Source organism: Brevibacillus sp. SYP-B805, from assembly GCF_011059135.1.
In the GTDB taxonomy this organism is placed as follows: domain Bacteria; phylum Bacillota; class Bacilli; order Brevibacillales; family Brevibacillaceae; genus Brevibacillus_F.
Window position 1 is genome coordinate 1 of the sequence record NZ_JAALGD010000034.1, and the last position, 562, is coordinate 562.

The 562-nt window shown below is 55.7% G+C and carries 1 tRNA gene and 2 rRNA genes; all 3 read right to left on the reverse strand.

Annotation, left to right across the window (positions count from 1 at the left end):
• Positions 1–124: ribosomal RNA gene (locus tag G3578_RS20655) — 23S ribosomal RNA — on the reverse strand; the annotation flags it as partial.
• 86 nt (positions 125–210) lie between these two features.
• Positions 211–327, reverse strand: a 5S ribosomal RNA gene (rrf, locus tag G3578_RS20660).
• A 118-nt stretch (positions 328–445) separates the two neighbouring features.
• A tRNA-Ala gene (locus G3578_RS20665) sits at positions 446–521 on the reverse strand.
• Positions 522–562 lie beyond the last annotated feature (41 nt).

A 562-nucleotide genomic window follows, 5' to 3' on the forward strand; every position in this document is an offset into this window, starting at 1 on the left:
GCCCCATTCGGAGATCCCCGGATCAATGCGTGCTTACCGCTCCCCGAGGCTTATCGCAGTTCGCTGCGTCCTTCTTCGGCTCCTAGCGCCAAGGCATCCACCGTGTGCCCTTAGTAACTTAACCACATTGGTACATCAGTTAAAACCTTAGCAATTCTTGCGTTATCCAGTTTTCAAGGAACAAGATCACAAGCAACCGCAAGGTTGCTCGCCTGGCAACGTCCTGCTCTCCCGGTCCCCTTCGGGACAAGTACCATCGGCGCTGGAGGGCTTAACGGCCGTGTTCGGAATGGGAACGGGTGTGTCCCCTCCGCCATCGTCACCAGACGATGCACATGGATGTGCGGGTGTCGGCGTTGTCTCAGGACGAGACGCTTCTAGCCGACCAGGATATTCAATCTACCACACCGACTCGACAAAAGCAAGTCGTCAAACTTGGTAAAAATGGTGGAGCTGAACGGGATCGAACCGATGACCTCCTGCTTGCAAGGCAGGCGCTCTCCCAACTGAGCTACAGCCCCAGATGTTGCAAATATGGTGGGCCTAGGCTGACTCGAACAGC